Below are 25,816 nucleotides of genomic sequence, written 5' to 3' on the forward strand. Positions count from 1 at the left end.
TTTCAAGCTAAATTATATTAAACATTTAAATTTTTTATACTAAGGAACTTTTATTGTAACAAATATATCAATTATATACTTTATTGTCATTCCCGCGAAAGCGGGAATCCAGTAAAAAGTGTTCAGTATCATACCGTGGCTTGACCACGGGATCTTGTGTCACAGATTATGCCCTAAGATACCACGCTCAAGTCGTGGTATGACATTAAGGTTGACTGGATTCCTGCTTTCGCAGGAATGACATACCCCTTTATATTGTTAACTGCTCTCTGCAAATATTTCGATAAATTTCTGAGTTTTTAGATAAATCATTATGTGATCCTTCAGCAACTACTCCTCCTTTATCTATGACTAAAATATAATCAGCTGATTCTATACTACTAATTCGATGGGCAATTGATATAATAATTTTCCCTCTCATTATTTTTTTTATAGACTCTAGTAATTTCTGTTCGCTCATCGTATCTAAAGCACTCATTGCCTCATCAAGAAGCAAAATTTGCGGCATGCGTAGTAATGCTCTAGCAATAGCTATTCTTTGTTTCTGTCCTCCTGATAATCTAACCCCTCTTTCACCGATTTTAGCATTTATACCGTCATGAAGTTTAGCAACAAATTCTTCTATTCCTGTAATTTTTATTATCTCATTTATTTCGTCGTCGCTTGCTTCATTATTACCGAATATAATATTTGATTTTATAGTGCCGGAAAAAATGCTAGCCTCTTGAGGAACATAGGCAATTAATTTACGAATTTCAGCAGGATTTAAAAGAGTTATATCTTGATTGTTAATAAGGATAGTGCCGTTTTCTTGCCGGTAAAAACGCAGCAGTAACTGTATCACAGTACTTTTTCCTGCACCTGATCTACCTACAATACCAAGAAACTTATTGGCATTTATCTTCAAAGACATATTATTAATAATCCTTAAATTAGGTCTTGAATGATAGGTAAAATCAACATTTTTGAATTCTATCGAGATTGGATCGGAATTATTTAATTCTAAATAATTATTATGTGCTATAGGTGTCTTATCTATAATTGTAATTATTCTCTCAAGGGCTGTAACAGGTAAATGCATTTCGCTTAGTAGCTCAAAAATACCGCCACAGCTAACTCCGGCGATAATCGCATAATAAATAAACGAGATAATTTGTCCCGCAGATAAATGACCTTTCACTATATCTGAAGCTCCGATCCAAACGACTAAAGTAATCGCAAGAAATATAACGGCTATTGAAATCGCAAAGAATAAAGCACGAATTTTTAAACGGGTTTTGCAGTATATTAAATAGTTTTGTAATTTAGTGTCAAAATCGGCAATTTTGTTTATTTGATGGTTAAAAGCATAAATAGCTCTAATATTATTAAAAGTTTCATCAATATCCGATGCTAAAAGTGACTTAGATTCTAGAGCTTTTTTAGATAAAACCTTAACATGCTTGCCGAATTTAATTAAAGGAATTAATAAGATAGGAATGGTAATAATTACTATAGAAGCGAGTTTAAAGCTTTCAAAAAACATTAATGTAATGCCGCCAATTAGCATCACCGAATTGCGAATAAAAAAAGATAAGAAATTAACGATGAGAGTAGATATTTGATCTATATCATTTGTTAGGCGTGAAATTATATCGCCGATTTTTAGTTCTTCAAACTCTTCAATTTCATAATTAATTAAATTACTATAAGCTTCTTTTCTTATTTGATTAACTACCTTTTCAGCAACATTATTGATAAAATATGAACGAAAAAAACTAGCAATACTTAAGATGATAATTAATAAACAAATATATAATATAGATTTATCAACCGATGAAATATGGTCTTTGCTCAAGCCTTTATCAACTAAATTTCTAAAAACACTACCGATTAGTAATAATGAAGCTGATACGCTAAGTAAAGAGATCATAACGATGATCAAATCTTTTTTATAGAACCTTAGATATTTAGCTAGTCTATATAAAAGTTTGATATCCATAAGAAAAAAATGTCATTGCGAGCAACTGTAGGCGTTGTTGCATGGATGTCAAATCGTCATTGCAAGGAGCGAAGCGACGTGGCAATCCAGAAAAATAACAAAAAAGTACTAATTTTAGCATTTTTTACTGGATTGCTTCGTCAATTACTTTGTAATTTTCTTCGCAATGATGATTTGGTAACCACACAACAATTCCAAAATATGGGGCGAGTGACGGGATTCGAACCCGCGACCCTCAGAACCACAACCTGATGCTCTAACCAACTGAGCTACACCCGCCATAAATTAACAACATAAATTTAGATTATCAGAAGGAGTTAGTCAAGAATATTTATTGTATTAACATATATTATTTGACTTATATATTATAACTATATATAGTTACAACATGAATCAGTATATAAAACTTATAAATAAAGAAAGCTAAACAAAATCCTAAAGGATTCAGTTTCTCTGATTCATACTTTAATGACTAAGTGCGGTTGGGTTAAAGATAGGCAAAAAGGTAGCCATCAGATTTGGTACTTGCCCAAAGGAAATAGGTTATCTATTCACACTTTTGGAAATATGGAAAAAGAATATCAAGTTCGACCATTTTTAAACTTTGCACAAGGAAATGAATATGAAAACAAATGATACATTTGATGGGTTTACTATAGAACTTTTTAAAGATACGGATGGAGATTGGCTAGCAAGGTTTGAAGAGCTACCGAATGTATCAGCTTTTGGCAATTCGCCTGAAAAAGCACTGCAAGAATTACAACAAGCTTGGACTTTAATGAAAGAAAGTTATATAAGTCATAATCAATCTATCCCCTTAGCTCCGTCTAGGAAAGAGTATAGCGGACAGTTTAATGTTAGAGTAGATAAACGTGTGCATCGAGCTTTAGTACTTGAAGCACTTAGAGCAAAAATTAGTTTAAATGCTTTAGTATCTCAAAAATTAACTTTATCGGTAAAACAATGAAAAAAAAAGCAGTTATTTTATTAAGCGGTGGACCTGATTCTACTACGGTTCTTGAGATAGTTAGCAAAACGGATTATGAAATTTATGCTCTAAGTTTTAATTATCATAGACGCAATAGTCTGGAGGTCCAAAAAATCCAAGGATTAATTAAAGATTATAATGTAAAACAACATAGGGTTATTAATATTGATTTGCAGTCATTTATCGGTTCTGCATTGACTGATGATAATATAGATGTACCAAAATTTAAAAACACAGATCAATTACCAAGTGACATACCGGTTACTTATGTACCGGCACGTAATACAATATTTTTAAGCTACGCACTAGGAGTTGCTGAGGTTATAGGAGCTAGAGATATTTTTATTGGGGTACACACTAATGATTATACTAACTATCCTGATTGTCGTCCTGAATATATAAAATCTTTTGAAGCAATGGCAAATTTAGCAACTAGGGTAGGAGTAAATGGAGAAAAAATTACTATCCATGCTCCTTTAATAAATATGACCAAAGAGCAAATAATTAAAAAAGGGCTTGAGCTTGGAGTAGATTATAGTAAAACAATATCATGTTATGATCCAACAGAAGACGGTTTATCTTGTGGTCAATGTCTATCATGCATTGCACGACTTGATGCTTTTAAACAGAATAATGTACAAGACCCGATTAAGTATGTATAATTATAGATATATACTCATAAAATTAATAATAAAATAATATGAAGTAAATTTGTATACAAGGTGGAAACCGTTGTTCACCTTGTATACTCATTATTTAAAAATCTTCTGTATAATATGAATATGCAATATTTATATTATATAGAAAAATAGTTAGTATATATGATAAATAGAGGACATTTATATGCCCCTTTTCCTGTGCTTGATTTAAACGATATAGTTTTACGAGAGTTAGCCGCGGAGGATGCACAAGATTATTTTAATTATATGAGTAAGCCGGAAATGGCTATTTATATAACTGATAGCAATAGGCCTAAAGACGTAGAAGAAGCCGGAGAGGAAATACGTTATTGGTCTAGTTTATATAAAAATCATAGAAGTTTTTATTGGGGAATTGCCATTAAAGACGATAATAAATTAATAGGTACTGCCGGTTTTAATATAATAAATCTAGAGCATCATAGAGCAGAAATAAGTTATGATCTAGATCCTCATTTTTGGGGTCAAGGTATGATGTTAAAATCTATAAAGAATATTTTAAAATTTGCTGATTATATTGGTATTATAAGAGTACAAGCAACAGTAATTACTGATAATTTTCGTTCAATTAATCTTCTTGAGAGATGCGGTTTTGCTAGGGAAGGAATTCTTAAAAAATACGAAATAGTTGCAAATGAGCATAAAGATTATTATATATACGCAAGAGTACTATAGTAAGAATTGTTAAAATAAACATAAAAAAGAAAGTTAATGGTAGTAGAAGCTGATAAAAAAGCATTGATTTGTTCGTTTTGTAGTAAAAAACAACATGAAGTAAAAAAACTGATAGCAGGTCCTGCAGTATTTATTTGTGATGAATGTATAGATTTATGTACAGATATTATGAAAGAAGAAAATAAAGTTGCTTTAAAGCAAATTACTTCTTCAATTCCAACGCCGCAAAAAATATGTGGCATTCTAAATGATTATGTAGTTGGGCAAGATCAAGCGAAAAAGATTTTAGCAGTAGCGGTTTATAACCATTATAAGAGGCTTGAATATGTACAATCCGGCAATAATGACGTTGAGCTTAATAAGTCGAATATCTTACTGATCGGTCCTACCGGTTCAGGAAAAACTTTACTTGCTCAAACGCTTGCTAAAATTTTAGACGTACCTTTTACTATGGCGGATGCTACTTCTTTAACGGAAGCCGGGTATGTCGGTGAAGATGTTGAGAATATATTACTACGTTTATTGATAGCATCTGAGTTTAATATAGCAAAAGCACAAAAAGGTATAATTTATATTGACGAGGTTGATAAAATTGCCCGTAAATCGGAGAATCCTTCTATTACACGGGATGTATCGGGTGAAGGAGTACAGCAGGCATTACTTAAAATTATGGAAGGAACAGTTGCTTCTGTGCCTCCTCAAGGCGGTAGGAAACACCCACAACAAGATTTCGTACAGTTAGATACTGCAAATATCTTATTTATTTGTGGTGGTGCTTTTATGGGGATTGATAGCATTATAACCTCAAGAACTAATCATAGTTCTATAGGCTTTGCAGCTAACGTAAATATAGATAAAGAGAAAAATAATAGTGAGATTCTTAAATCCCTAGAGATTGAGGATTTAACTAAATTCGGTTTAATTCCTGAATTTATCGGTAGATTACCTATCGTTACTACTTTAGATGAGTTAGACAAAGAAGCTTTAATTACAATTTTAACTAAGCCTAAGAACGCCATAGTAAAGCAATATCAGAAACAATTTGAGCTTGATGATGCTGAGCTTGTAATTGATTATTCAGCCTTAGAAACTATTGCCGAAAAAGCTCTAGCTAAAAAGACGGGAGCAAGAGGACTTCGTTCAATACTTGAGCATCTTTTGCTTGATAGTATGTATAAAGTTGCCGAGCTAAAAAAACAGCGTGTTACTATTACAAAAGAGGTAGTTAACGGCTTAGTCGAACCGATAATGACCTCTCTCATTTCTACAAAATCAAACAAAAAACAACCGATTATTGCAGATATACCGGCGTAAATATTATTGCTTCTCTATGTCATTCCCGCGTAGGCGGGAATCCAGAAAAATAACTTCAATATTGATGTAAGAAGTTACACATGTGATAAAGTAAACATATACAACACAAGTTTTTTATATGTTGTACTGGATTCCCGCCTACGCGGGAATGACATAAACAAGACTGCAACAAGACCTACGACTGCTCGCAATGATGGGTGGGTATCCACACAACAACGCCGGCTTGACCACGGGACAATACTAATTTAGTATAAAATTTATCCTAAACTAGTATTATAGCGGTTTAAATACCATTAAGAAAAACCATTAAGAAAAAAATAATACTCAAACTGATAAATACCGGCCAGCCTAGGTAGAATCATAATTTAAATAATTTATAATATTTTTCCGGTAGGGGAATTCGCGGTTTTAATGCTTCAAGTGCCATATTTCGTAGTGGAATTTGAATCCATACCACCAGAAGCCAACAACTACCGGCGATTATGTATCCGATATAAGTTAAGGTAAGCCATAAATCAAAATAATTATAGCCAAGCATATTTACTAATATTATGCCGCTAACCGGTTGAATTATCACAGTTGGAGTAGTAAAAAGAAGATCAGCTATTGTAGTGCGAGTTGCATATGCCGTTGCATTCAAATCACCGGTTTTATTTGCCCACCACATAAAAAAAAGCAGTACCAACTCCAGTACCAAATAAAGTGGTAGAGCTAATAATATGCATAGTTTTTATAAAAAGATAATCCATTATTTATCTCGTTCTATTGCCATGAATACTAAAGTAAGTAATATTACTGGAATATTTTTAAATATCGGACCAAGCGGATCTAGCCACAATATTGGCTTAAGATATGTTAATAGTAGAGTATAAGCTAGTATTAATAAAATTTGTAAACTACATATCCTATTTATTTTATTTTTGATAATTAGTAGAATTCTAAGAATAATATCTGTAAAGCAGCTTCCATATAATATGTAAGGTGCTATTTGTTTATCAAATCCTAGTGATATTATAATTTGCATACTAGCATCATAAACAAAAATGCTTGAAATAATTCCTGTCATTATCCAAAATAGTCCTAAGACAATTTTTATTATAGGTTTTAAAAAATAAAGCCTAGCGTGCCATATGGATTGTACGGTTAAAGGTTCGGTTGCAAAACCTTGTTGCAAGTTTCTAGGGATTATAGAAGTAAAATCGATAAAATCTTTTTTATCAGCAATATTAGGTTGAAGTAACATATTATACGCAGTAGAATTAATGGGTCCTATTTTTAGACAATCCCCTAATTTAGCTGCTATTTTAATGAATATTAAAGGAATTTTAGTCTTCCATGACTCCAAGCCATCTTCTGAATCCAAGCAAGGTATCTTTCATGTTCACTATGTCTGGTCCAACTATTTTTAATAATGTGTGGATTTTTCCTTCCCTTTCTATACAGTGAATAATTACTTTCGTTAAATCATCACAATATGAATAGGTTGCAATTGTTGTAAACCATCACCTATTAAAGGAATAAAATACGGTAATGTTGCAAGAGCCCTAAATAGCGAGGTACCACCATAACAACCGCTTGCGTAAACAAGAGACGGTTGTAAAATTATCCAGTCTATATTTCTAATTTTTATACATATTCTTCAGCTGCTTTTTTAGTTAAAGCATAAGCAGTGTTTTTTTCATTATCTATTCCAAGAGCTGAAATATGAATAATTCTTTGTACGTTAGTAAGGGTGCAAGCCTTAAATAGAGCCTTTGGATCATTGACATGAACATTGCCAATATTATTGCATGACTAGACGTTAACACACCTGATACATTAATAACTATATCTATGTTATTTAATCTATTTATCCAGCTTTGTGGTGTTAGGTCTATATCATTATAAGCATCTATATTATGCGTATCATTTGGTAATAATTTTTTTAAACTTAAATAATCGCTTGGATGAAGTTCGCAGGCAATTAAGCGATCATTTGGTCTTAATAATTGCTTAATTATAAAAGGTGAACCTGGGTAGTGACTTTTGCCTGCTATATTTATTATATTTAAAAAAGTTTGTAAGAGCTGAGGAATAGGATCGGTAGCTTGCAGTAATTTATTAATTCCCGTATCGCTTTCTAGAGTTTTAGAAGCCGCCTCCGAGTTTAAATCGTAAAGACCTAGCCCAGTAAAAGCATCTAAAACCGCAAAAGGTTTTTCTTTTTTCTTGAGCTGTTCTAAAATACTAATTAGGACTAAATGTTTGACTATATCGGCAAAATTGCCTGCATGATAAATATGACGATAGTTCATTTTAAATTAATCATAAATTTCACTTCTATGACCAACTCGCACGCATGGCTCTATTTCATTCCCGCTTTCGCGGGAATGAAATAGAGCATATACTTTATAAACCATATTTCTTTTTTAAGAATTCCGTTGCTTCTGCTGAAGTAAGTAATTTATCACTTTTATTATTGCTTCTTGCTAAAGCAGTTTCTGCATCTTCTCTATCTTCTTTTAGTTCACGTAAATAATTTTTAATGGCTTCTCGTATTAGTAGATTTAGGCATCTCGTCTAATTTAGCTACAGTAATTATATATTATATCATAGTATAATTTACTGTGCAATCTTTCGTAAAAGCAGTGTAGATTAATACTATAGCCTTTAATTAGACATTCTTTAAGTAAGTTAGTAGCCCATTTTCTGAAAGCGATCCCTCTCTGAGAATTTACCCTATATCCTACTGATATTATCATATCTAAATTATAGTATTCTACTTGGTATGTTTTACCATCAGCGGCAGTATGTGCAAAATTTGCACATACTATATTGTCTAGTTTTCTTTCTTTTAGAATTTTATTAATATGTTTTGTAATAACTGTTCTATCTTTGTCAAAAAGTTTAGCATTGCCTAGAAAAAGTTGTTTTATAGTGTAGTTTAGCTTTCCGATGTCATTCCCACTTTCGTGGAAATGACATCGAGTTTTTTATTTACTATCATTTAGTTAGCAATGCCTTACTTTAAACATTTTTTATAAGCGTAAGCCATTCTTCTTCATCAATAATTTTAATATTAAGCTCTTTAGCTTTTTTAAGTTTACTGCCTGCATCAACGCCGGCTACAACTAAATCCGTGTTCGATGATACGCCAACTGCAACTTTAGCCCCAAGCTTCTCAGCCGTTGCTTTAGCTTCTGCTCTAGATATCGTCGGTAAACTACCGGTAAATACGACTATCTTGTCCGTTAAACTACTCTGTTCTCTAGTCTCTTTATAATCTTCAATATTTAATATTTCACCAAGTTTTTTGATAAGCTCAATATTTTCTTTAACATCAAAAAAATCAATAATATCTACTAAAATCTTATCACCGATTCCTTCTAAATTGTTTAGTTTTTGATAAATATCAGGCTCATTTGTTCTAAGCAATTCCATTTGAGCTATAAAATTATTATAGCTGCCAAATTCTCTAGCAAGTAATTTAGCATTTTGTTCACCGATATGCCTTATGCCTAATGCATATATAAATCTTGGCAAACTAACGTTTTTTGATTTTTCTATATTTTTAAAAAGATTTTCTACTGATTTTTTACCCCATCCATCCATATTTTCAAGTTTTGCTAAGCTAGAGTCATTTTTTTCTTTTAAAAAGAAAATATCTAAAGGATTACTAATCAATCCCTTATCTATTAAAAACTCAACTTGCTTACGCCCAAGCCCCTCAATATCCATAGCATTTTTCGATACAAAATGACGGATACGCTCATAATTCTGAGCAGGGCAGTTAAGGCCATTATCACAGCGTATAATAATATCTTCAGGCGTATAATGCAACTTAGAATTGCATGACAGACAAAATAAAGGAGTATCAAACGTTTCTGTATCATTAGGACGTTTATCAAAATCAACTCCCATGATTTTAGGAATAACGTCACCAGCACGTTGCAGGAATACATAATCCTTAATCCGCAAATCTTTTCGTGCAATTTCTTGGAAATTATGTAATGTTGCTCTGCTAACAGTTACCCCACCTATTTCTATGGGTTCAAGTTCGGCTACCGGCGTTAACGTACCAGTTCTACCGACCTGTACAGTAATAGAAAGTAACTTTGTTTGTCCTATTATTGCAGGAAATTTATGAGCGGTAGCAAAGCGTGGACTTCGTGCAATAAAGCCCATTCTATTTTGCAGTGCAAAATCATTTAGCTTATATACTACTCCATCAATTTCATAAGGTAAATTTTCTCTATTTGTTTTGAGATATTCGTAAAAGGCGAAAATTTCTTCTTCAGAACTCGCAAGTTTAGATATTTCATTAATGTTAAAGCCGCATTCTTTTAATTTTGTAAGTAATTGATCTTGTGAAGAAGCGAGATTCTGTTCAGTTACCCCTCCTGAATATACAAAATATTTGAGCGGTCTTTTAGCCGTAATAGAAGAATCAAGCTGACGAAGTGATCCGGCAGCAGCATTACGCGGATTGGCAAATTTATCCTTGCCCTGCTCTTCTTGTTCTTTATTTAGATTTAAAAAATCTTGTTTTTCAATATAAATTTCCCCTCGTACTTCTAAAAACTCCGGAACATTATCTATTTTATGAGGAAAATTTTTGATTGTTTTAATATTTGCTGTTATATCTTCACCGACATATCCGTCACCTCTTGTAGCTCCCGTTGTAAGCACCCCGTGTTTATAAACAGCAGAAAAAGACAAACCGTCTATTTTAGGTTCACAAAAGATAGGAGCAAACTCATTAAGGCGTAAGAAAATTTTTATACGGTCTACAAAATCTCTCACATCTTGCTCATCAAAAGCATTACTGAGAGATAGCATGGGCACTTGATGCGTAACTTTAGCAAATTTATTTGCTATTTTAGCCCCTACTTTTTTGCTAGGACTATTTTCTAAAATTAAATGAGGAAATTTTTGTTCTAACTTGAGATTGGTATTAAATAGCTGATCATACTCGCTATCAGAAACTAAAGGATTATCTTCTATATAATAAGCATGGTTATACGCTGCAATTTTATCAGCGAGTTCTTCTAGTAATTTTTGTGCTTCCTCTTCAGATATTAAATCAATATTTTGCATTAGTAGTTCATACTTTTATTTTAATTTACAATCAAATCCAATTCCTAAAATTTTTATTTTCTTCAAAATCGCTAATTGCTCGTTTTAGTCTTTCAGCATTTTTAGGACTTTTTAACAAGTATAGTTTCCTCCATAGCATTATGATCTTCAAGCGACATAATAACCACCGGTTTTTGTTTTTGTCTAGTTACAATCACTGAAGTGTGATCTACACAAACTTTTTTCATAACATAACCTACTTAAGTACGTTTACATGTAATAAGGCATGTTTTATAACTAGTCACTTTAAGAATCAAAATCAAAATCTTTACCTAGTTTAATATATGCTCTAATACGGCTCATGAGATTTTGGAAATATGTTAAATTATGCCATGTCATTAGCATAGAGCCAAGTATTTCACCGATTCTAACTAAATGATGTAGATAAGCTTTACTATAGTTTCTACAAGCAGGACATAGGCAATCATGTTCTAGCGGCTTGTTATCATCGGCATATTTGCTATTGCGGATATTTACCGTACCGTATTTCGTAAAAGCCTGACCGTTGCGACCTGAGCGTGTCGGGATTACGCAGTCAAACATATCTATACCCCTGCTAACCGCACCTATAATATCAGCAGGCTTACCGACTCCCATTAAATAACGCGGCTTATTTTGCGGCAGAAAATCAGGAGCATAATCAAGTACTTTAAACATAAGCTCCTGCCCCTCACCTACTGCAAGTCCACCTATAGCATAACCCTCAAAATCAAGTTCTACTAGATCCTTAGCCGATTGCTCACGTAATTCTTCGTAAACGCTACCTTGAATAATACCGAATTGTGCATAGCCTTCCCGCTTAACAAAAGCATTACGTGATCTATTTGCCCATCTAGTCGTAAGCTGCATAGAAGTTTTAGCTTCTTCAAAGGTTGCAGGGTAAGGCGTACATTCATCAAAAGCCATAGTGATTGTGCTACCGAGCAGATATTGTATTTCGGTAGAACGCTCAGGAGTTAACATATATTTATCGCCGTTAATATGAGAGCTGAAACTTACTCCCTCTTCGGTTATCTTGCATAACTTCGATAGCGACATTACCTGAAAACCGCCAGAATCGGTTAATATCGGCTTATCCCAATTCATGAATTTATGTAAGCCACCAAGCTGTACTATACGTTCGGCAGTCGGCTGAAGCATTAAGTGGTAAGTATTGCCAAGCAATATATCCGCCCCCGTTTCTGCTACCGCTTCAGGTAGCATTGCCTTAACCGTTCCTCTAGTTCCAACTGGCATAAAAGCGGGTGTACGCATCTCACCGTGTGCGGTTACGATAATACCGCTTCTAGCTTTTTTATGCTGATGATGAATATTAAAAGAAAATTTTGACACTGATAATCACTTATTTTTAAAAGCAATATCTTAGCATACTATAGTTTATCCTGGAATATAAAAATTAAGATTAAAAGCAGATATCACCTAAAAGCAGTTGTTTTATGCTGTAATTTAGCCTTCCGATGTCATTCCCGCGTAATGATAATCTTTTCAACTCTAAATAATTATAGTCATTGACTTATTTTAATTACTTTATAGATTACTTTTCTTAAAAATGATAATTAAACTCTGTCATTCATAATATAATTTAATTTATAAGAGTTAAAATATGGAAAATAAAGAAGAAGAAACTTTAACCTTTGAGTGAATAATAGATGAAGAGGAGGAAAAGCTTTTAAAAGCTCACAATGCAAGGAAAGAGCTTAAGTTAATATTAATAACATTTGCTATTATTCTCACTAGTTTTTTAACTTTTTGTTATTTCTTTTTTAACTATATAGAAGAAAAAGCAGCAGGGTATAAATTACAGCAAGAACAAGAAGCACAAATAAATAATAACACAAAATGAAATTGTTTAAATACAATGTAACCAAAAACTATTAATCTATTTAAAGTTAAAAATTATTTGTTATTACAATTTTTACACTTTTGCTTTAATTGTAATCAACTATTATTAATATAAATAAAATAACTTTTATGGAAGATATAAACTCTTGGAAAGAAAAGTTTGAAATTTGTGTTTACGCTAAAAAGCTAGTTGATAAACTCGAATATTTAAACACTAAAGTAAAAAATCCTGTTGATATAGAGGAAGTTAAAACAGGTATCTACTACGCTCGTAAATATCATGGTTCACAAATGCGTCAGTCAGGTGATCCGTATTATTCGCACCCGATCGAAGTAGCGATTATGCTTGCAAAGTTTGTAGCAGACGAAGCGCCTAAGCTTTTTACTTCTAATATGATAAATGCTGCTCTACTTCCACTATACTATTTGAGGATACAGAACTTACTGAAAAGCTGATCATCGAAATTTTTGGTAAAGAAATAGCAAAACATGTAGAAGGTTTAACTAGAATTAAACCTCACGGACAAATCAGTGTCGAGGAAAGCTTAAACCTATTAATTACGCAAAAAAGATAGGATACCGCACTTATAAAATTATTTTCGTATTCATAATGTACAAACATTAGCAGCTAAATCACCTGAAAAAGCGAAGCAGATCATTGTGGAAACATTTAAGAAGTTTCTAGTCGTTGCTATACATTTAGAGTGTTATGAAATTGAAGAAAAGTTTAATGAAATTTGCTATAGGTTTTTATACAAAGATAAATTTTCTCAACAAAAATAAATATCATTATTCACTATGAATAACCTGTTTCTTTTTCCAACTTTTGAAAATGATTTAGACCAAACATACAAATTATAAGTAATGGAACCATCACAACAAACAAACCATATTGACCCAAATATTTTGTTAAATATATAATTCCAAACGAATTGATTATACACATTAAGGCTCTAGAAACAGCATATATCATACTACTGTAAAGCGTTTAAAAACCGGAGCCTAAAAAAGATTGAAACAGCAGGAACAGTATCAAATGAACATATTATCAAACCTATTTGAATTAAAAGAAGCTGGAAAGGTGTAGTTGTACTTTTTAAAAGGTATGGTGCAAATAGAATAAATATAAGAGTAAAGCTAATTTTACTCTAAGAATTTTTAAAGGATATATTTTATAACTTAGAAAACATATTAAAGACATACTAGCTAGGTGGAACATTGAAATAATAAAATTATGATGAATAACCTGAGCTACACTATATCCAAATGCATTCTTTAAAACTTCACCACAAGTAATATAAGTATAGTAGAAAATATGGGCCAAGCACAACCATTATGAAAAAATATATAGTTGTCTTCTTATTAGGTTTTTGGTAAAAAATCTCATCGTTTTTTAATTCTTTTTTGTCGATATTTGCTTTTTCATATTTTCGTAAAAGTCTAGCACTTGCATCTACAAAATCAGGCGTTTCTCTAAGATGAGCTTTAGCGTAACCTCTCACAACTGCAATAATTGCACCTATCCAAACGGCAAGACGCCAATTAAATCCTTGAGTAGTAACTAAAGATACTATAGCTAAAACTACAGTTGTCCCAATTACTGATGCTACGGCGATAAAAGAAACTACGGGATATTGTATAGGTGGTTTTGTAATTTCAGTTAAATAAAGTTCTGCTACTACTATTTCACCTACAGAAGCTATACCTTGAATTGCACGGCAAATTGTGATTAATACAGCAACAAAATAACCTACTTGTTCATAAGTAGGAGCATTTGCCATAATTATACAGGATAAAGCCATTAAGGTAGATAATAACAGTAGATTTTCGCCCTAATTTTCACCTATTCGACCAAAAACATATGCTCCTAGTGGTCTAAATATAAAGGTAGAACAAAAGGTAAAGGCAGAGAGAAGAGCAGCTGCACTCGCATCATATTTAGGAAAGAACAATTCATTTATACTGCTAAATGGACGTACAACATTAAATCAAAATACTCAAGAAAAGTAGCTGTAGATAAAATTCCCGTGGCTGCTTTTTGGTCGCTTGTTAAACTTCTCTGTTCTTTTTCATAGCCTAGCATAAATTCTTTACAAAAAATTAAATTGTAAAGAAATTTATACTGTTTTATATAAAAGTCAATAGAAAATTTCACTTTACACGATAAATAAGAAAAGGAAGTGCAACTTAATATATGCCGTGAATTGATAGAAAAAAGCTATAATATATTGCGATGTTTTTTATAGTTGTAATTATATAGATTTAACTGTATTCCCCAGCAAATAGTAACGTTAAAAGCAAGAAACAAACTAACAATTAGTACTTTAAATTTACTTTATTTTATTAGCATGGATAGATATGTGATAAATAAACTAATTGAAAGAAAAAATAAATAATGTACAGTAATAATGGTTCATTTTTAGATTAAAAAGCAAAAATACTATACTATCATTGGTAGTTATAATTAAATATATTCAAAATATGCTTTTTCAATCACTAAATTTATACTCTATCTTAGTTGCAGGTCTTACAGCTACTTTTATCGTGTTTATGCGTCAATTATCTTATTACAAACAGCAAATTATTAATAAGGATTTAAAAATAATACCTGCATATTTTGATAAAAAAATGTTATATAAAATTCTTAATAATAACTGCGATAGATATTCTGCTCTTGAAATGATTAAATCATATTTTAAGTTGAAAACCGCAAGATCGTTATCATATGAAGAACTTGAAAATGATAAGCAATTAAGCGAATTATTTAGAGATTCTTTAAACTATTTTATTGATGATTCTATATCAAAATCCGATAAATCAGTTACAGTAAATAAAGTGTTTAGTATACAAGATGAACATAACAATACTCATAAATCATATGCGTTTTTAGAGAAAAGTAAAATATCGGACAAAACACATCAAATGCTTATATATGTCAAAGTGCATTATATAATGACCAAAGACGACGAAGAAAGCTTAAACACTTTCATACACTTGGCTAAGATAATGTAGATTTCCCAAAAACAAAATCAGACACTCAAATAACAAATTTAAGAGTGAGCTTAACGAAGTCGTATAAGCGAATCTTACCAAATTCGGTATCAAGAGCTTAATATTGAAACTATATTTTTAAGTAAGACAGAGTTATTTAAAGCTCGGTTTAGAGTTACCTAAACCGAGAGATAAATTACTACTTACCTAAAAGTGGATATGTAACATTTTTTAAGAATTTTCTTTTAATATAAGTACATACTAAAAATGTCAGTACGGTACTTGGAACATAGCGAATTATCGTAGGTAAATATCTTATTAAGGTCTTAGTTGAGACTAAGTCAGTAAACGACGTACTGATGCTCTCTACTAACTCTCTACTTTTTGATCTTAAACAATCTAAAGTACGATATCTATTTTTGTATTTTAAATACATCTAACAGCTTCAATAACCATAGAAGATATAATAGAAATTATTCCGCTTTGCATAAGAAAATAAAATTCCAGACTATCCGAACAATAACAATAATTAGCAATAATTATTAAAACTAAACCTAGAATATTAAAAAAATAGACAAATGGTTTGCCATAAGATTTCTCTTCTTGCTTAATGCTACTTTTTAATAATTCATATATTAGAGATTTTAACATGGAATTACCTATTTCATAAGAATAGCGAGCAATACACCTGCACCAAAAGCGTAAGCGAGATTCCGCAAAGGGTGGTCACGTGTCGACTCACATAAATCCGCTACATTAGCTTTACCTTTATCCATTCCTTTATCTTTATAATGTTCCATAACGGGATGATAAATTACCTAACTGCTCATCTAGAATATCTCTGGATTACCTTTTAAATTACGTAATCTTGACACTAAGCTTTCAATATCTTTTTTGATACCTTCGACATCTGCTTTAGCAGAGTTTGAATTTGATTCTTTCATAATTTACTCCTTTATTAGTTTACATTTTGTTAAGCAAATTATTTTGCCTACAAAACTTATACGATGCTCCTCTTATAAGAACTTTACAATAGCTTAAACAATAAAAAAGCCGAATCTAAACTAGATTCGGCTAAATTTAATGATTTTTTATTTCGTATTACTTCTACTTACTACCGAATGAAGAAACAATTTTATTAATTAATGATTCAATATTAATTGCTGATTGAGTATATTTTATCTCTTCATTAGCCGCTAAATTTTCATCGTCATTACCCGGTACAATTGAAATATATTTACCTCCAAGTAACCCGCTGGTGACTACTTGGGCTTTAGAATCTTTAGGTATTTTAATATCATCATTAATATTTAGATATACACTTGCATCAAAACTATTTGGATCTAAAGTAATTTGCTTTACACTACCGATTTTTATACCTGAAATCATTACGTCGCTTCCAACTGCTATCCCTTCCGCACTTTGGAAATGAGCAGTTACCTGATATCCTTTTGAGCTAGTTATAGAACTACCTGTTTTGTAGGCAAAAATCAAAAATAGCAAAGCAATAATTAATACTACAAAGCCTATAATTGTTTCAATAATGTTCTGTTGCATTGTTTTTTATATTTTATTAATTAATTACGGTTGCCATCTATTATATTTAAGATTTGATGTTTTAGGCAGCTTTTTAACTATTTTATTATTCTTTTGCCATGGAAAAAGCTGAATATTTTTTGGTATCTCATTTACTAAATGATGTAACCAAGCGTGCCAACTTGGCGGAATTTTTGTAGGTTCATTTACATTTTTATAAATAACAAACCTCCTTGGACGCCCTAAATAATCAATATTACGGCTTTCATAATATTGATTCAAAAACTCATCTTCTCCTACTTTTTTGTGAAAAAAAGTAATAAAACACTTATCTATCCACGACATTTTAAAATTTCTATAGCAGTTTCTCTTCCTTGCACTGCAAGTTTATCGGCAGCAATATTACCGCTATTATTTGCATGACCTTTTACCCATTTCCAAATAATAGTATGTTTACTCAATTCTGCGTATAATTTTTGCCATAAATCGGCATTTTTAACGGGTTCATTGTTGCTTTTACACCAATTATTTTTTATCCAATTATGAATCCAAGCGGTAATTCCTTGTTGCAAATATTTACTATCGGTATAAATCTCAATATTACAAGATTTTTTTAAAATCCTCAAGGCTTCAAGTGCTGCCGTAATTTCCATACGATTATTAGTCGTATCTAACTCATACCCAAATACTTCTTTGCTAGTATCATTAAATTGAAGCAAAGCTCCCCACCCTCCGGGACCTGGATTACCTGCACATGCACCATCAGTATATATCACTACTTTTGAATCCATAATATGCATTAACTAGGTTTAGAAGAATTACGAAACTTATCTAACATTATAACATTTGGACTTGAAGATGATGAAGTCTGATCACTTTTATTATTACTTATTGCCTCTTCATGTTGAGGATTTTCATGTATATTTAACGACTGATTAAAAGTGAGACTGTAATTATTATTGGAATCAACAAAGCTAATAAGTGCATCAAAAGGTACGTAAATTATTTCTTTAACACCGTCAAAACTTACCGTTAAAGAAAAGCCCGTATCATTTACTATTAAATTTTCAAACTGATATTGCAGTACTATTGTTATCTGTTTCGGATATGCCTGTTTAACTTTTGAAGGTAAAATTACTGCAGGGTTATCGGTTCTGTACGATATGTATATTAACTGATCCCAATATAAATTTTCATGCTGAATTTTTGTTAGAATTTTTTTCACAAATTCTAGCATATATTCATGCACAAATTTTTTATATTCAATATTCATACGAGAAAAATAAATAAAAATAAGTCGACGAAGTTTAATTTGAACAGTTTAAGTCATTGCAAGGAAAAACTGTAAGTTTTGACGAAACAATCTCAGGAGTCCTACTTTATGAGATTGCCACATTCTCTACGTTCGCCTGCAATGACAAGATCAACCGTTTTTAGGCAATGCCAATTTTTCAAATTAAACAAGTATAAGTGAGGGTTGTTCTGTTGCCCGGCACACCCTCCAGCCGCGTAGGATTAAGCTGCTAAAGCTAAACGACCTACAGAACGATTATTATCGTTTGCGTTTCTTTGTTTTGACCCATATGGCACAAGCCATCGGCGGAATCATCCCGAGTAAAAGCAATCTTTTTATTAGGCACGTCGATCCTATTTCGCCCCCCAAAAATACTCGATGAACTTCGTATTGTCTACTCTTTAAGAGTTATTACATATTTAAACTTTTCTAAATGACGTAGCTAATAAAGAGAAATTTGAAGGCAACACGGAACGCAGAACCGCAGGGTACACGCAAGTAACGTGAGGATTCGAATACCGGATCGACGTACAAATTACCTTTAGGAGCAAGTTATTTAGAAAGTTTTGGTGGAGGCGTCGGGTACTGCCCCCGAGTCCGCAACCTCTATTCTAAATTACGTTTATTACTATAGCTATATTAGCACCAAATATTATGCCTTAATTTGATTAAAATGTAAAGGTCAAATAAGAATTCTAGATTTATATTAAAAATGGACTTATAATAAATGGTTAGAATTCTAAATTAAAAACTTAATTATGCTACCAAATCTTGGAATTATCGCCGGCAGAGGTTCATTACCTTACTTAATAGCAGGTAATTATACAAAGCAAGGCGGTAATTGCTATATCGCAGCAATTAAAGACGAAGCTGATATAGAGCAAATTAAAGATTTTGAATATAAGATTTTAAAAATCGGTATGGTCGGGGAAGCTATAAAATATTTTAAGGAGCATAAGGTAAAAAATATTATTTTTATCGGTGGAGTTAATAGACCGAATTTTAAAAATTTAGCCGTAGATAAAATAGGCGGTTTATTGCTTTTCAAAATAGTTGGGCAAAAAATTCGAGGAGATGATAGTTTGCTAAAAATAGTAGCGGATTTTTTTGAAAGTTACGGTTTCAAGGTAATTTCAAGTAATGAAATATATAAAAATCAACAAGGTAACTCCAATATTATAACCAATACTAACCCTATAAGTTCAGATAAAAATGATATTGAGCTTGGAATAAAATTATTGAATCATCTAAGTGCATTCGATATCGCACAATCGGTTATAGTTGAAAGTGGCTATATACTTGGTATAGAGGCTGCCGAAGGAACGGATAATTTAATAACGAGATGTGCAGATTTACGTAAAAATCCTCATGGAGGAGTATTAGTAAAAATAGCGAAATTAGGTCAAGATAATAGACTAGATATGCCGACGATCGGTCCTAATACTATAAAGAATCTTGCTAAATATAATTACAAAGGGGTAGCGATTCAAAAAAATAACGTAATTATAGTCGAAGAGGAATTAACTATAAAACTCGCTAATGAACATAAAATTTTTATAACAAAATGTTAGCAATAGGTATTACCGGTAGCTATGCATCGGGTAAAACTTTTATGTTGGATTATTTAACAGAAAAAGGATATAAAACTTTTTGTGCCGATAGATGCATAAAAGAATTATATCAAGATGTAGTTTTGCAAACTCAGATTTTAAAATTACTACCTGAGCTTGAGTCTTTCAATATTAGAAAAATCAGTAATTTAATTTACAATAACGACCTAGCTAGAGAAAAACTACAAAATTTTATTTACCCCTTACTAATAGATAAACTCATTCTATTTAAAAAAGAAAATGCTAATTCCAAATTTGGCTTTGCCGAAATACCGCTGCTTTATGAAGCTAAATTTGAGAAATATTTTGATTTTGTCGTAACAATATACTGCTCTGAAGCAATAAGAATGCAAAGAGCAATAACGAGATCTTCGTTTGATATAGAAATTTATAATAAAATCAAAGAAATTCAACTATCACAAGAGAGCAAAATAGCAAAAGCAGATTTTGCTATAAATAGCGGCGTTGATATGTTAGACTTGGAAAAACAAATAGCGAAGCTAATAAAGGATTTGGAATGTCGAGTTTAAGAGAAATAATTTTAGATACCGAGACTACGGGACTTGACCCACGACAAGGTCATCGAATCGTTGAGATCGGTGCTATTGAGATGGTAAATAAGGTATTAACAGGCAGGAATTTTCATTTTTATATTAATCCTGAGCGAGATATGCCGTTTGAGGCTTATAGAATTCATGGCATATCCGGCGAATTTTTAAAAGACAAGCCTCTATTTCATACAATAGCCGATGATTTTTTAGAGTTTATTTCAGATAGCAAACTGATTATTCATAATGCTCCTTTCGATATTAAATTTCTAAATCACGAATTATCATTATTAAAAAGAACCGACATTAAACTCTTGGAACTAGCAAATACTATTGATACTTTAGTAATGGCTAGAAGCATATTTCCAGGCTCAAAATATAATCTTGATGCATTATGTAAAAGATTTAAAGTTGATAATTCAGGTAGGCAGCTTCACGGAGCTTTGAAAGATGCCGCATTACTTGCAGAAGTATATGTAGAGTTAATGGGCGGTAGACAATCCGCTTTTAAAATGGTTGATAAATCTGCCGTAATAAATAATTTAGCAACTAATCAAGTAAATAACAAAACAGAGCAAACTACTATTGTTATTAAACCTACAAAAGAAGAGCTGCAAAAACATAAAGAGTTTCTCAGTAGGATTTTAAAAACTGCTTAGTAAAACGTCATTGCGAGGAGAGGCAAAGCCTCGACGTGGCAATCTCAGGAATTTTATATTATTTCATGAGATTGCCACGCTCCTTTTAGTCGCTCGCAATGACGATTATCAACAATCCCCTTATCTATGAAAACAAATTTTCTTGTATTTATAACCTTTACAATACTTATCTCTTTAGGCTTTTGGCAGCTTAGTCGTTTAAAAGAAAAGAAATTATTTTTAGCTTCAATGCAAGCTAACCTAACCTCACCTGCAATTAATTTAGCAGAAATTCAAGACGGTTTACCTTATCACAAAGTAAAAATTACCGGTCAATTTTTGCCTAATAAAGACATATATTTATACGGTAGAAGGTCAATGTCGAGTGAAAAAGACGGATATTATTTAGTTACTCCTTTTAAAACCATAGAAGATAAAGTTATTTTAGTAGCACGAGGTTGGTTCAGTAATCGCAATAAAAATATTATCACGCAAGCTACAAACGACCGGCAGCACGAGATTATCGGTGTTACCATGCCATCAGAAAAAACTCGTATCTACTTACCTGCTAACGATATAAAAAATAATGTGTGGCTAACGCTAAATTTAAAAGAAACATCCAAAGTGTTAGGCTTAGATCTTGAGAATTTTTATATTATTGCGGAAGGAAAAGATATTAGCAATCTAGATATTTTATTACCTCTTGCAATAAATCATTTAGCAGCAATCAGAAATGACCATTTAGAATACGCCCTAACTTGGTTTGGACTTGCTATTTCTTTAATCGTAATATATGTAATTTATCGGCGTCGTTATATGGCTGTGGATGTCATCCCGCGAGCTTGTAGCGGGATCCAGAAAAATAATTAAAAAGACTGGACCCCGTGGTCAAGCCACGGGGTAACAGTAGAAAATCGATACATAAATGAGTGACTTACAAAGAGAAGCATCCGATCCTCATTACTCCGTTTGGGTATCGGCATCTGCCGGTACCGGTAAAACCAAAATCCTAACCGATCGATTTTTACGTCTGTTAATAACGGGCGTAGAGCCTTCCAATATTTTATGCCTTACTTTTACTAATGCTGCAGCTATAGAGATGCAAGTAAGGATTAATAGCAGACTTAAATATCTTTCTCTTTGCAACGCCGAGAAACTAGAAGAAGCACTTTTCTTAATGAGCGGCAATAAGCCATCGCCGCAAGACACAGAAAACGCAAAAACTTTATATGATAAAATACTAAATAGCAATAAGCTTTTAAATATCTATACAATACATGCTTTTTGTCAAAAAATCCTTAACACTGTTCCCTTAGAAGCCGGCATAACACCAGAATTTAAAATCCTTGAAGAAACTAAATTACAAGATATCTTCCTAAATATCAGAAACGAAATTTACTTAAGCGATGAACATAATGACTTAATGAAAATTTTACTTAACCGATTTCATGAAATAACTCTGCAAGATATTTTTACCGAGATAATCGAGCAGAAAATTAAATTCAGAAAGTTATTTATAAATAAGCAAATTCCCAAAGAAATATCTAATAAAAGATTAGCGTTAGGGGAATTAAATAATATTTACGATAAGGTAAAAAACTTATTTGCCGAGTATGATGTGGAGATAGCACCGAAAGAAATTTTTTTTACCAAAGATGGGAAAAAACGAAAAAGCCTTTTATCGAAAGAATTAATAAGGAAATATCCTAAATTATTACTAGAGCTAGAAAAAATTACCTCTGAAATTTACCGATTAGATGAGCTGCGTCGCATAGAAGAACTAGAATATCATACGAACTTACTTACTAAACTTGCGCATATTATTTTAAAAAAATACGATTCATATAAGGAAGAAAATAATTTACTCGATTACGACGATTTAATTTACTACACCGAGAAATTACTAAATAATAAAACTACTCATAAGTGGTTGCTGCATAAGCTTGAAAGCGAGATAAATCATATTCTTGTCGATGAAGCACAAGACACAAGCCCCTCGCAGTGGAATATTATTACTACTTTAATAACAGAGTTTAATGCTGTAGAGAGGCCAAATAATAGTGTTTTCATAGTCGGCGATGATAAACAATCGATCTTCAGTTTTCAAGGGGCTGATCTTCGTAATTTCAACTTAGTAAATGAGCGACTAAAAGCAAATCTTACAAATGCTAATAAGAAATTCAAAAATATCACCCTTGAATATTCTTATAGATCATGTACAGAGATTTTACAATTTACTTATAATGTTTTAAAAAATATAAAATCCAATTACCCGAGTTTATTCCTTTCGAATAATCCTTTAATATCCTCATTTCGTACACATCAAGGCTCTGTAACGGTTTGGCCATTAGTGACGAGTGAAAAACAAGAAGAGCTTTTTTGGGCACTACCTGAAGATTATGAAAATTCTAAATCTGCTGCCGATTTACTCATAGAAAAAATCGTAAATTTTATAAAAGAACAAATAGAAAGCGAAGAAATTTTACCGTCTACTGCAAACAGAATATCTGAAAAAGATTTCATGATATTAGTCAGAAAGAGAGATGAATTTAGTAATAATCTGATCAAAGAACTTAGCAAAGCTAAGCTTAAAGTTGAGGTAAGCGATAGAATGAACCTTAAGGAAAATCTAACTATAATGGATTTAATTTCATTAGCTAAATTTGTGTTACTACCTGATGATGATTTAAATCTTGCCAGTTTACTAAAATCACCGATTATTGGAATAAGCGAGCAGCAATTATACGAACTTCTTGTAAATAAAAGTGAGAATAGCTTATGGGATATACTCTCTTCACATGAGGAGATATATAATAAGTTAGATTCTCTAATTGAAATTTATAAAATATCGATTGTTGAGAACTTCTTTGATTTAGTGGTACATAATCTAAATTTACGAGAGCTTTACGATGATGATAGTGATGATATGATAAATGAGCTATTAACATTAAGCAAAAACTATGCAAATGATATAGATAATTCACTGCAAGGATTCGTTGCTTGGTTTGAGAATAACGATATCTATATTAAACGTGATATAGAGCATTCAGACAAAATAAGAGTAATGACCGTCCACGGCTCTAAAGGGCTTGAAACTCCTATTGTTATATTATGCGATTCTACTACTTTACCGATAAGCAGCAATAAATTTATTTGGGATGATAAAGGAGAAATGTTTTTCTCTGCTAATGCTGCCGATACTCCTGAGTTTTTGCAAGAGCTGAAAGAAGCTGAAAAATTAAAAGATTTGCAAGAATATATAAGACTACTCTACGTTGCAATGACAAGAGCTAAAGACAGGCTGATTATATGCGGTTTTAGTAATAAATCTACCACTCCTGAAAATTGCTGGTATGAAATAGCCAAACAAACTTGCTATAAATCTCTCAATTAGTAGCTGCTATATTAAATATAATAGACTATTAAGACGCACATATATTTAAATAGCGTCTTATGTTAAAAATTTTAGAAAGTTTCTTTGAAAATAAAGCAAGAATTAAAATAGAAAGGTTAAACAATTACCATCCCTGCATTATGCTTATGAAAAAGGTCATAAGGAATAATACTTAAATTTTTTTCTTTTAAGGCTTGTTTATACTTTGTTATTTTAGAAATAACAACTACAACAAGAAAAATAAAAATACTTATTAACAGAGGATATAAGATATTTAACTGATCACACATCATTAATTTCACAGAATTTAGTTAGATACTACATAATAGTAGTAACATTTATTTGAATTTCAACTTAACTCCTATATCTTAAATTTAAATCATTTATAGATATTGTCATAAGAAAATTAATAAGATTTTTATTGAAACCGCTACTTCTAAAATAGATAGCATAATAATTTATGCATTATGATAATAATCATGCCTTAATAAATCAGATTTAAGAATACCACAATTATATTCATATGAATCTAAATAAGCTTATAATTCATGAACATTTTGTTCTATTTTTTCATAATTATATTTATATGAGTTTTAGAATTTTTCAACTAATTTACCTTTATTAACAACTTTTTTATAAGCATCTTCTTTAAAAAACCCATCTTTTTGTTCTTCACTACGAAAGTAATCCTTAAATTCACTATGTTTTTTCGGTAAATTAGAGATAAATTCTGCAAATTTTTCTAATTGAATATTGGTAATTAGAGTAAATACCAAACCTATATTTTCTTTATATTGGTTAACTCTTGAAATTTCATGCGCTATTGTATCTTTTTGTCCAATTTCAATAACATTATTAGATAAAATAACTAAATCTTTTTTATTAACCTCTTGCTTTTCAGATTCCTTTAGTTTTATATTCAGTATTTCCTCTTCTAATGCCTCTTTACTAAATAATTTTTTAAATGCAGCAAGCCACGGACCAAAAGCTGTACTTTCTAACTTTTTAAAATATTCTTTTAACTTCATAACTAATTTCCTTGTTTATATTTTCTTAGTTTAATTTATAGTACTAGTTGGAAGTAATCAAGTTATAGAGCTAAGAAAAATTAATACTTTTGTAAAAATTATATATAGCGTAAAAATTGAAAAACAGTGTTAAAATGCTTAAAATAATTTGACTATTTTAGAAA

General features: G+C 31.5%; 29 protein-coding genes, 1 tRNA gene, 1 other RNA gene and 3 pseudogenes. 14 read left to right on the plus strand and 20 right to left on the minus strand.

The genetic code is table 11. The features are described 5' to 3' along the window. Nucleotides 1–250 precede the first annotated feature (250 nt). Together RSL_RS05605 and RSL_RS05610 are read right to left on the minus strand one after the other, a co-directional pair. A complete protein-coding gene (locus tag RSL_RS05605; RefSeq protein ID WP_014419920.1) occupies nt 251–1,981 on the minus strand; it encodes an ABC transporter ATP-binding protein in 1,731 nt (576 codons plus the stop codon). 202 nt (nt 1,982–2,183) lie between these two features. Further along, nucleotides 2,184–2,260 (minus strand) — tRNA-His (locus RSL_RS05610). 189 nt (nt 2,261–2,449) lie between these two features. On the opposite strand from RSL_RS05610, the gene RSL_RS08190 reads away from it, so the two are divergent. From RSL_RS08190 to clpX, 5 genes are all read left to right on the plus strand, one after another. Next, nucleotides 2,450–2,617, plus strand: a complete 168-nt coding sequence (locus RSL_RS08190; RefSeq protein WP_014419921.1) for a type II toxin-antitoxin system HicA family toxin — start codon at nt 2,450–2,452, stop codon at nt 2,615–2,617. Then, a complete protein-coding gene (locus RSL_RS05615) occupies nt 2,604–2,948 on the plus strand; it encodes a type II toxin-antitoxin system HicB family antitoxin (RefSeq protein ID WP_012151206.1) in 345 nt (114 codons plus the stop codon). Before RSL_RS08190 ends, RSL_RS05615 begins: the two co-directional genes overlap by 14 nt. Next, nucleotides 2,945–3,631, plus strand: a complete 687-nt coding sequence (gene queC, locus RSL_RS05620) for a 7-cyano-7-deazaguanine synthase QueC (RefSeq protein ID WP_014273738.1) — start codon at nt 2,945–2,947, stop codon at nt 3,629–3,631. Before RSL_RS05615 ends, queC begins: the two co-directional genes overlap by 4 nt. A 159-nt stretch (nt 3,632–3,790) precedes the next feature. Next, nucleotides 3,791–4,342 (plus strand): GNAT family N-acetyltransferase, encoded by a 552-nt coding sequence (locus RSL_RS05625; protein ID WP_014273739.1) that lies wholly within the window; start codon nt 3,791–3,793, stop codon nt 4,340–4,342. Between the two features lie 36 nt (nt 4,343–4,378). After that, on the plus strand, nt 4,379–5,656 hold the full coding sequence (clpX, locus tag RSL_RS05630; protein ID WP_014273740.1) for an ATP-dependent Clp protease ATP-binding subunit ClpX: 1,278 nt from the start codon (nt 4,379–4,381) through the stop codon (nt 5,654–5,656). 358 nt (nt 5,657–6,014) lie between these two features. Here the strand turns inward: clpX and RSL_RS05635 are convergent, their stop codons facing one another. The 3 genes and pseudogenes from RSL_RS05635 to rlmJ all read right to left on the minus strand — a co-directional run. Then, complete coding sequence (locus tag RSL_RS05635) at nt 6,015–6,323, minus strand: DUF2269 domain-containing protein (protein ID WP_004997675.1); 309 nt, start codon at nt 6,321–6,323, stop codon at nt 6,015–6,017. Nucleotides 6,324–6,404: 81 nt separating this feature from the next. Further along, complete coding sequence (locus RSL_RS09605) at nt 6,405–7,019, minus strand: DoxX-like family protein (protein WP_014419922.1); 615 nt, start codon at nt 7,017–7,019, stop codon at nt 6,405–6,407. 511 nt (nt 7,020–7,530) lie between these two features. After that, nucleotides 7,531–7,950 (minus strand): annotated as a pseudogene (gene rlmJ / locus RSL_RS05645) (23S rRNA (adenine(2030)-N(6))-methyltransferase RlmJ); the annotation flags it as partial. A gap of 44 nt (nt 7,951–7,994) precedes the next feature. Here rlmJ and RSL_RS09610 point away from each other — a divergent pair. Then, nucleotides 7,995–8,174: a hypothetical protein gene (locus RSL_RS09610; RefSeq protein WP_014419923.1), complete on the plus strand. Its 180-nt coding sequence runs from the start codon at nt 7,995–7,997 to the stop codon at nt 8,172–8,174. A gap of 46 nt (nt 8,175–8,220) precedes the next feature. Here RSL_RS09610 and rhuM read toward each other — a convergent pair whose 3' ends face one another. From rhuM to tgt, 4 genes are all read right to left on the minus strand, one after another. Further along, nucleotides 8,221–8,592 carry a RhuM family protein gene (gene rhuM / locus RSL_RS08200; RefSeq protein WP_324602886.1) on the minus strand — a complete coding sequence of 124 codons (372 nt, stop codon included), beginning with the start codon at nt 8,590–8,592 and terminating at the stop codon, nt 8,221–8,223. A 70-nt stretch (nt 8,593–8,662) separates the two neighbouring features. Further along, complete coding sequence (gene ligA, locus RSL_RS05650) at nt 8,663–10,732, minus strand: NAD-dependent DNA ligase LigA (RefSeq protein ID WP_014273744.1); 2,070 nt, start codon at nt 10,730–10,732, stop codon at nt 8,663–8,665. 101 nt (nt 10,733–10,833) lie between these two features. Next, nucleotides 10,834–10,959 carry a type II toxin-antitoxin system Phd/YefM family antitoxin gene (locus RSL_RS10180; RefSeq protein WP_014273745.1) on the minus strand — a complete coding sequence of 42 codons (126 nt, stop codon included), beginning with the start codon at nt 10,957–10,959 and terminating at the stop codon, nt 10,834–10,836. 58 nt (nt 10,960–11,017) lie between these two features. Further along, nucleotides 11,018–12,103, minus strand: coding sequence for a tRNA guanosine(34) transglycosylase Tgt (tgt, locus tag RSL_RS05655; protein ID WP_014273746.1), 1,086 nt, complete (start codon nt 12,101–12,103; stop codon nt 11,018–11,020). A 310-nt stretch (nt 12,104–12,413) separates the two neighbouring features. On the opposite strand from tgt, the gene RSL_RS10185 reads away from it, so the two are divergent. Together RSL_RS10185 and RSL_RS05660 are read left to right on the plus strand one after the other, a co-directional pair. Next, complete coding sequence (locus RSL_RS10185) at nt 12,414–12,614, plus strand: RC1041 family protein (RefSeq protein WP_231287798.1); 201 nt, start codon at nt 12,414–12,416, stop codon at nt 12,612–12,614. Nucleotides 12,615–12,742: 128 nt separating this feature from the next. After that, nucleotides 12,743–13,069, plus strand: a complete 327-nt coding sequence (locus RSL_RS05660) for a bifunctional (p)ppGpp synthetase/guanosine-3',5'-bis(diphosphate) 3'-pyrophosphohydrolase (RefSeq protein WP_014419924.1) — start codon at nt 12,743–12,745, stop codon at nt 13,067–13,069. An 827-nt stretch (nt 13,070–13,896) separates the two neighbouring features. Here RSL_RS05660 and RSL_RS10190 read toward each other — a convergent pair. Together RSL_RS10190 and RSL_RS10195 are read right to left on the minus strand one after the other, a co-directional pair. Then, nucleotides 13,897–14,415, minus strand: coding sequence for an MFS transporter (locus RSL_RS10190; protein WP_014419926.1), 519 nt, complete (start codon nt 14,413–14,415; stop codon nt 13,897–13,899). A 155-nt stretch (nt 14,416–14,570) separates the two neighbouring features. After that, nucleotides 14,571–14,696, minus strand: a complete 126-nt coding sequence (locus RSL_RS10195) for a proline/betaine transporter (protein WP_081463630.1) — start codon at nt 14,694–14,696, stop codon at nt 14,571–14,573. 368 nt (nt 14,697–15,064) lie between these two features. Between RSL_RS10195 and RSL_RS05675 the strand changes: the two genes are divergently transcribed. Next, nucleotides 15,065–15,625 carry a hypothetical protein gene (locus RSL_RS05675; protein ID WP_014273747.1) on the plus strand — a complete coding sequence of 187 codons (561 nt, stop codon included), beginning with the start codon at nt 15,065–15,067 and terminating at the stop codon, nt 15,623–15,625. Between the two features lie 178 nt (nt 15,626–15,803). Here the strand turns inward: RSL_RS05675 and RSL_RS09615 are convergent. The 7 genes and pseudogenes from RSL_RS09615 to ssrA form a co-directional block, all read right to left on the minus strand. Further along, a pseudogene (locus RSL_RS09615) lies at nt 15,804–16,255 on the minus strand (hypothetical protein). Nucleotides 16,256–16,263: 8 nt separating this feature from the next. Then, nucleotides 16,264–16,548 (minus strand): annotated as a pseudogene (locus RSL_RS10725) (hypothetical protein). A gap of 163 nt (nt 16,549–16,711) precedes the next feature. After that, a complete protein-coding gene (gene mlaD / locus RSL_RS05690; protein WP_014273750.1) occupies nt 16,712–17,161 on the minus strand; it encodes an outer membrane lipid asymmetry maintenance protein MlaD in 450 nt (149 codons plus the stop codon). Between the two features lie 24 nt (nt 17,162–17,185). Then, the gene (locus tag RSL_RS05695; protein WP_004997578.1) at nt 17,186–17,485 is read right to left on the minus strand and encodes an NADH-ubiquinone oxidoreductase subunit NDUFA12 family protein; all 300 of its coding nucleotides are present in this window, start codon (nt 17,483–17,485) and stop codon (nt 17,186–17,188) included. Next, on the minus strand, nt 17,473–17,940 hold the full coding sequence (gene rnhA / locus RSL_RS05700) for a ribonuclease HI (protein WP_004997577.1): 468 nt from the start codon (nt 17,938–17,940) through the stop codon (nt 17,473–17,475). Before rnhA ends, RSL_RS05695 begins: the two co-directional genes overlap by 13 nt. After that, nucleotides 17,940–18,413, minus strand: a complete 474-nt coding sequence (locus tag RSL_RS05705; RefSeq protein WP_004997576.1) for an SspB family protein — start codon at nt 18,411–18,413, stop codon at nt 17,940–17,942. Before RSL_RS05705 ends, rnhA begins: the two co-directional genes overlap by 1 nt. 196 nt (nt 18,414–18,609) lie before the next feature. Next, nucleotides 18,610–19,118: a transfer-messenger RNA gene (ssrA, locus tag RSL_RS08250) on the minus strand. Between the two features lie 74 nt (nt 19,119–19,192). On the opposite strand from ssrA, the gene RSL_RS05710 reads away from it, so the two are divergent. The 5 genes from RSL_RS05710 (at nt 19,193) to RSL_RS05730 (ending at nt 24,624) form a co-directional block, all read left to right on the plus strand. Next, the gene (locus RSL_RS05710; RefSeq protein ID WP_014273752.1) at nt 19,193–20,005 is read left to right on the plus strand and encodes an LpxI family protein; all 813 of its coding nucleotides are present in this window, start codon (nt 19,193–19,195) and stop codon (nt 20,003–20,005) included. Beyond that, the gene (coaE, locus tag RSL_RS05715) at nt 19,999–20,574 is read left to right on the plus strand and encodes a dephospho-CoA kinase (RefSeq protein WP_010977684.1); all 576 of its coding nucleotides are present in this window, start codon (nt 19,999–20,001) and stop codon (nt 20,572–20,574) included. Before RSL_RS05710 ends, coaE begins: the two co-directional genes overlap by 7 nt. Beyond that, a complete protein-coding gene (gene dnaQ / locus RSL_RS05720; protein WP_004997573.1) occupies nt 20,562–21,251 on the plus strand; it encodes a DNA polymerase III subunit epsilon in 690 nt (229 codons plus the stop codon). The genes coaE and dnaQ overlap by 13 nt, the downstream gene beginning before the upstream one ends. Before the next feature lie 126 nt (nt 21,252–21,377). After that, the gene (locus tag RSL_RS05725; protein WP_004997569.1) at nt 21,378–22,100 is read left to right on the plus strand and encodes an SURF1 family protein; all 723 of its coding nucleotides are present in this window, start codon (nt 21,378–21,380) and stop codon (nt 22,098–22,100) included. 55 nt (nt 22,101–22,155) lie between these two features. Continuing rightward, a complete protein-coding gene (locus RSL_RS05730) occupies nt 22,156–24,624 on the plus strand; it encodes a UvrD-helicase domain-containing protein (RefSeq protein WP_014273753.1) in 2,469 nt (822 codons plus the stop codon). A 116-nt stretch (nt 24,625–24,740) separates the two neighbouring features. Here RSL_RS05730 and RSL_RS10200 read toward each other — a convergent pair whose 3' ends face one another. Both RSL_RS10200 and RSL_RS05735 read right to left on the minus strand, forming a co-directional pair. Continuing rightward, on the minus strand, nt 24,741–24,917 hold the full coding sequence (locus RSL_RS10200) for a hypothetical protein (protein WP_014273754.1): 177 nt from the start codon (nt 24,915–24,917) through the stop codon (nt 24,741–24,743). A 300-nt stretch (nt 24,918–25,217) separates the two neighbouring features. Further along, on the minus strand, nt 25,218–25,652 hold the full coding sequence (locus RSL_RS05735) for a hypothetical protein (RefSeq protein WP_014419928.1): 435 nt from the start codon (nt 25,650–25,652) through the stop codon (nt 25,218–25,220). Nucleotides 25,653–25,816 lie beyond the last annotated feature (164 nt).

The sequence above is a fragment of the Rickettsia slovaca 13-B genome (assembly GCF_000237845.1).
GTDB lineage: Bacteria > Pseudomonadota > Alphaproteobacteria > Rickettsiales > Rickettsiaceae > Rickettsia > Rickettsia rickettsii.